1 protein-coding gene is annotated in these 6,490 nt (G+C 42.7%); it reads right to left on the minus strand.

The window, feature by feature from the left end; all coding sequences use genetic code 11:
- Nucleotides 1–6: 6 nt before the first annotated feature.
- Entirely contained in the window at nt 7–6,480 is a 6,474-nt protein-coding gene (locus VG895_00700) for a DUF2341 domain-containing protein (GenBank protein HWA51559.1), read from the minus strand.
- Between the last annotated feature and the right edge of the window lie 10 nt (nt 6,481–6,490).

Consider the following 6,490-nt stretch of genomic DNA (forward strand, 5'->3'; position numbering starts at 1 on the left):
ACCCAATTACGGATTTCCAGAAGTCGGTCCAAACCGCAAAGCCGCTCCTTGATTGTAAACTTCTTGCACCTGCGAACTCGAAAGGGCATAATTATAAACTTTTACCTCATCAATTTGCCCTGGGAAGTAATTAATTAACCCTGACGTTCTGCCTTGGGCGCCAATAGTGATTCTGTTCGTGGTAGCCGTCCCGGCCGAGCCTGAAGTGGTATTAATTAATTTGCCATCAAAATAAACATACAAGGTGTTGCCATTTCGTTCACCAATCAAATTATGCCAATTTCCATCATTTGCACCCAAATTTCGTCCGCCGGTAAAATCATCTGTGTTCCCTGAATCATCTCGTTTATATGTCCCAACCCCCCCAATAGTGTTGCGATTAACCATAATCAGTACTGCGGGCGTATTAGTTGAGGAATTGGTTTCAGAGTAAAGCACCAAATCATTGGTAGTAGAAGTGGTCCTAAACCAGGCTGAGATAGAATATGAACTTAAAGCTCCCAATAAGACACCACTGGAAGGAGAAGCTTTATCAGCATAGTCGTCATTTCCGTCAAAGTTAAGCGATGAATTAAATTTCCCCGTTGCGCCATTTCCCCAGGCAGTCCCAGAAGTGTTGCATGTCCCAATAGCAGTCTGGGTCCCACTGCCACCAACACTAAGCGTTAGGGCATTTCCGTTTCCGCTTGAATCATTTAGTGTTGTTCCCTGGCATTCGTCCATTTTCCACCAGCCAACTGGTGCCCCCCGGTTATAGTCATATGCAATCTGAGCTTGAGTTCTAGCATAGTTATATACCTTGACTTCATCAATTACCCCCTTGAAAATTTCTAGCGAACTTATTGTGGATCGCGCCCCAATAACAGTGTCGCCAGTTGTTCCCTTATTAAAAGCAACGGCATTACTCGCACTTAAAGTTCCATTGATATAGATCTTTAAACCGGCTGAATCTCCAACAAAAGTTACATAAGTCCAAGTATTTAAAGGAATAGTAGCAGTTGTTGATACATTATTAGTTGGTCCTCGGTCCAAAAAGGTGAGTGTTAAGTCATTATTTACTCGCACTCTAAAACCGCTATTGTCATTATTTGAAAGAATGTTTCCGTAATCTGACCAGCTGCTGGAAGGATCAATCCAGGCAGAAATCGTTACAGTGCTGGGGCCCAAAGAAGATCCGCTTCCTACATCAATATAATCATTGCTCCCATCAAACTTAACTGCTTTGCCTATCTTGCCGACAGTCCAAGTTGGACCGTTAGTCAAAGTCCCGTTATTCGCGTTTCCGCTTGCGTCGTGAGCAGTGGTACCGGTGCCTTCTTCAAAATTCCAGTATCCAACAGGAGGGTTCCCAGCGCCGCCCATAAGAAGAGACGCTTCGTTTGCAGCGGTTGTTCCGTTATTTACAACCGAACTGGCGTTCATGTCAGCCTGAACTTGCTGCTGGGTAAGAGCAGTATTATAGACTTTGACTTCGTCAATAAGTCCGTCAAAATTATCGCTGCTGTTATCAGCAAAAGCTCCAAGAACAACTTTAGATCCAGTAGATGTATCTCTGCTGCCCGACGTGGTATTAGAAGAACCAATTTTGTTGCCATCTACATATAAAGTAAGCGTAGTAGTAGAAGCAGAAAAAGTACAGGTTATGTGATGAAATACCCCGTCATTAAGAGTTCTGGTCCCAGTAAACGATAAATAGGTAGATCCAGAACCATTCTGAAAAAGCTGACATTTGGGAAGTCCTGCAGCTAAATACATTGCATATTGCCAGTGGCTGTTAAATCCTTTTGAAATGATACCGTTAAAACTTTTATTATCGGTTGTTTTAAACCAGGCAGAGGTTGAGAAGTCACTTGCGCTGGTTCCCAGAGTATCACTATTATCGGTAATATTAACCAAATCATTACTGCCGTCAAACGCCAGACAGCCATTAATCTTACAATTTCCGGACTGAGGCGTTTGCCAACCCGAGGTACTAGTAGCCGGCGAGGCCATATTCGTAAGTGTTCCGTTTAAAGCTGAGCCACCCAAACCTGAGTTATTGGCGGTGGTTCCATAGCCTTCGTTAAATTTCCAGTAACCAACCGGCTGAGGTAGAACGGTACTTTGAGAAATAGGACCTGCGCTTTGACCTCCACTCATATCATCCAAAATTTGAGTTTGATTTCTGGCGTAGTTATAGACTTTGATGTCATCCAGCTTCCCCGGCCAGAATTCTATATAAGTCCCTCCGGAATTCTTTTTTGAACCAGCAGTTAATTCTATCGATCCGGCAGCGCCGGTAGTTAGACTGGCATCAGTGGTGGTGGCTTCCAGATTCCCATTCACATACATTTTTAGACTGGTGGTTGAGGGATCGAAAACCCCCTCGACGTAATACCAAGTGTTGGCACTCGGTGTGGTCGTCGACTCTACAAAAAATTGTCCAGTGGAAGCGTCGCCGCCATCGGTATCAAAAAAGAAACCGAATTTGTTATCTGAATTAAGTTGCAAAATATAGTGTTGATCGCCTCCCACTTTCCATCTCCCAGCAATAGTGTGGTAGGCACTATCAACTACACTGGGATTCACCCAAGCGCCAACAGTCACGCCACTGGTCATTTCCACACTGGGGCTCGCGGGTCCGACAATGTATTGGCTACTGCCATTAAAATTTAACGCTTTACCAACTTTACCAGTGGTCCACGTTGGAGAACCAGTCAAAGTGCCGGTATTGGAGTTACCGGACACGTCAAAAGCGGTACTACCGGTGCCCTCATCAAGTTTCCAATACGCAACAGGCCCAGGAGCATAGCTGTAAAGTTGAGAAATTTCTGTGGGCGACAAAGCACGGTTATAAAGGCGGACATCATTAATCATCCCAGACCAAGGGAAAGTACCAGAAGTGTTTACGGAGCCTATGACTGCACCAACTGATGTCAAATTTCCAGTCCACGTCCCCAATCCTGTTTGAGTAGAACCGTACTGACTACCATTAAAGTAGATTTTGACTTGATCACTTGTTTTGTCCCATGTTATTACAACCTGGAACCAATTAGTTGTAGAGGTAGAAATATTAACAGATTTTGTGGTTCCATTCGCAACATACTTAGCAGTTAGAGTATTAGATCCACTTTTTTCAATGCCGACTGCATTTGAACCATTTGTCTGCATGATAGCAACATAGCGTTCAGCAGCTTCAGACCATGTACCAGTAAACTTCGCCCAAGCAACTAAAGTTCCTTGATCATTGTTAAAGATTGAATTCAAACTCCCTGAATAAATATTCACATTATCATTTGTGCCATCAAAAGAATATGCATTGGTGAGGTGGCCATTTGCAGCTGCCCCCACAGTCACACCATTGGTGTTGAGACCAGAAAGGGGGGAAATTTCCTGAACTGTAATATCATCAAATTCTGCATAATTTCCAGTTGTTCCTCCAGTAGCCGTTAAATACATACTTGCACCGGTAGAATTAATAAATGTTGTATCAATCTGCTGCCATGATGTGGAAGTTGTACCAGTAAATCTTGCAGTAGCTGTTCCATCTAATACTCTTGGTATTGCAGTACCATCTCCTTTTGCCCAGCCGGTTAAGTGGTATGTTTTTCCTGCGACCAACACAAGTTCAATAGCTTCAGGACTAGAAGATCCGCTATTTGCAACTTTCAAAGCATTCGTTCCTCCGTGAGGTGCAGAAGAATCCTTGGACAGTGTAGCTGCGTTTCCAACTGTCCAGTAACTCGTTCCACTCTGTTCCATATCTCCATCAAGAGTTGAAAGAATAGAGTCAGATCTTACTCCTGTATCAAGAGAAACAGTCACGTCATCAAATTCAACATAAGGTGTACCTGAGGACGCTTGATTAATTAATTGTATGAAATTACCCGTGGCTACAAAAACAGCATCAAACGGCTGCCAAGTTGTTGACGCAGTCCCAACAACAATATTGCTACCGCTTTGAGCAATTTGAGGTGTAGCTGTCCCATCGCTTCTCATATACCCATAGATTCTGTAGACCTGCCCTGTTGTAAGTATTGTTTGAGAGGCATAAGCAAGGTTAGTTGTGCTTCTTGCAACTCTTAACAATTGACTTCCGCTGTGAGGATTTGTTGTTTGTTTGCTTAATGTGGCAGCATTGTTTGCAGTCCACGCCCCCGTGCCACTTGCTTCCATATTTCCATCAGTCAGGAGTTGGGTAGGGGTGGCAGTAGAGGCAGGAATGTTAATCTCTTGAACTGAAACATTATCAATGTCGCCAACAAATCCTGATGTCCAAACATTTATCCCTAGATAAGGATTAGTTGGAGCAATTAAAGTATCAGTATATGTACCATTACCTGAATGAGGAGAGCTGGCGGCGCCTGAACCAACTTGTGAGTTGATAGATCCTGTGCCTCCATAATTTGAAATTGTATAAGTAATCTTATATGCTTTACCAGCTACCAAACTTGGAACTTCATACATAGGTGAGGCAGCACTTCCTGTACCATCTTGATGCGCAACTCCATTTGCAATAGTCCAGCCTGTGCCTAGTAACCAATTAGAAGTACTATCAAATCCTCCATTTAGAACGATATTTCTTCCTGTACCAGCTCCTGGCGTCACCGCTCTGGCATAACTTTGGGTGCTGGTGGTGTCATCCAGCGGCCAAGAAGCAACTAAACTGTTCAAAGGAACAGTTGGATTTAGCTTAATCGCCGAAGCCCCCAGATTATATCCAGATTGCACTTGAGCTGCAGTTCGCACATAATTATAAAATTGCACTTCGTCTACATACCCGCCTGCAAAAGTGACTCCATCAGTTCCCAGCGTAAAACTGGAAGTTGAATTAAAACTGGTGCCAGTGGTAATCGTGACATAGTTCCATTGTCCTAAAGTCAGAGTTGGAGTGGTAGTAACCGTGCCGTTAATATAGTAAGTCGGTGAACTAAAACCAGTGGCGCTGATTACTCCAGACTCATTAGTGGAAACCTTATGTGTCCCGCCATCTAGATTAAGAATCCCTTGTTTGCCGATATTACTTGGCCTGATCCAAAAAGAGATAGATTTGATTCCGGTAGCGACTTTACTACCCGTCACAATTGAGCTTTGGCCATCAAAGAATAAACAAGTGTTACTAACACACTGATCTGAAGTTTGCCAGGATGGGGGAGTTGTCCCGCCAAGTGTCCCGTTATTTGCATTTGCTGTTGAATCGTTTGCTGTCGTTCCCATATTTTCATCAAACTTATAAGTTAGAATTGCTCCAGGAGTGACTTCTTCTGAGGCAAACGAAGTAGTCGGAGTTGTAACCGGCACAGTTGAACTGGCAATGGCGCACGCTAAGCCCCCGCAGCTTGTATTTGTATAATCAGCCGATATTTGAGCTGCGCTTCTTGCTGTATTATAAAGTTTAACATCATCAATTTTTCCGTTAAATCCTCGTGTGGTTTGTAAAGACCAGCCTCCAATATTAAGCGCAGCTCCATTGCTTGAAGAAATTGTTGCGTTTGTTCCAGTACAGGTTGCACCTCCCTGAATTGCCCCATTTATATAAACAGTTCTTGTTGTTCCGCTTTTTGTAATCACAAGATGTTGCCATGTACTCGCACTTAAGCTAAAAGTGTTAGTGGTATAACAATTATTAGTTGCTCCATTTTTCCATCCAGCGACATAAGTTAAATTACTTCCAGTGGCCTCAATACCAAATCCGTTATTCGTAGATTCTTTACGAAGAATGTCGTTATTTGCATTCTGGCTAGAGCTTGCAGGATTAATCCACATCTCAATTGTAAAATCGCCAGTAATATTTATAAAATTATTATCAGGAATAAGAGCATATTGCTCATTTGTTGTGCCGCTTGTTGCAAAGCTTGCGGCATTACCATATTCTCCAGTGGTTGTAGAAGGTATTGAGCATCCTGTTCCTGTACAGAGCCCACCGCCGTTTCCTCCCGTAACACTGGAATCTTTTACCTCTCCAGCAGTTCCGTTCCAGCTGGATTCGTTCATAGTCCAATAGCCCATCAAATGAACAACATTATCAAAAAAAGTCGAACTTGATCCCGCAGTTGCTGTCGGATTTCCATAATACATATAAAGCGAATAAGTAGTGGTATTTTTAGGAACAAGATCAACCATCACCCAAACTTTTGTGGTAGAAGTATTGCACCCTGAATCAATATAATAATGTAAAGAATCGCCATGTATGTTTGTAAACCGTAAATCTTGACACGAACTTTGCAATTTGCCGGCAGAAACTAGGCTTGATGTGTTAATTGTCATCAAAGTTTCAAGATTCTTTACATCGCTTGAATTTGAAGAAACAGTTATATCAACTCTTTGTCTGTAAGCCCAGTTGTTATCAAACCAGGCACCTTTTACCAGGCCTCCCGCCCAAAGTTTAATCCCCACCAAAAGTAAAATAGTGACAAGTAAAATCGTCCCAAAAAAAAGTTTAGGTCTTTGTCTGTAATATTTTGAAAATTTGAGTCGTAAAATTTTCAGCCCTTTTTTCATTTATTAAATA

The sequence above is a fragment of the Patescibacteria group bacterium genome, from assembly GCA_035549555.1.
In the GTDB taxonomy this organism is placed as follows: domain Bacteria; phylum Patescibacteriota; class Microgenomatia; order UBA8517; family UBA8517; genus Co84-156.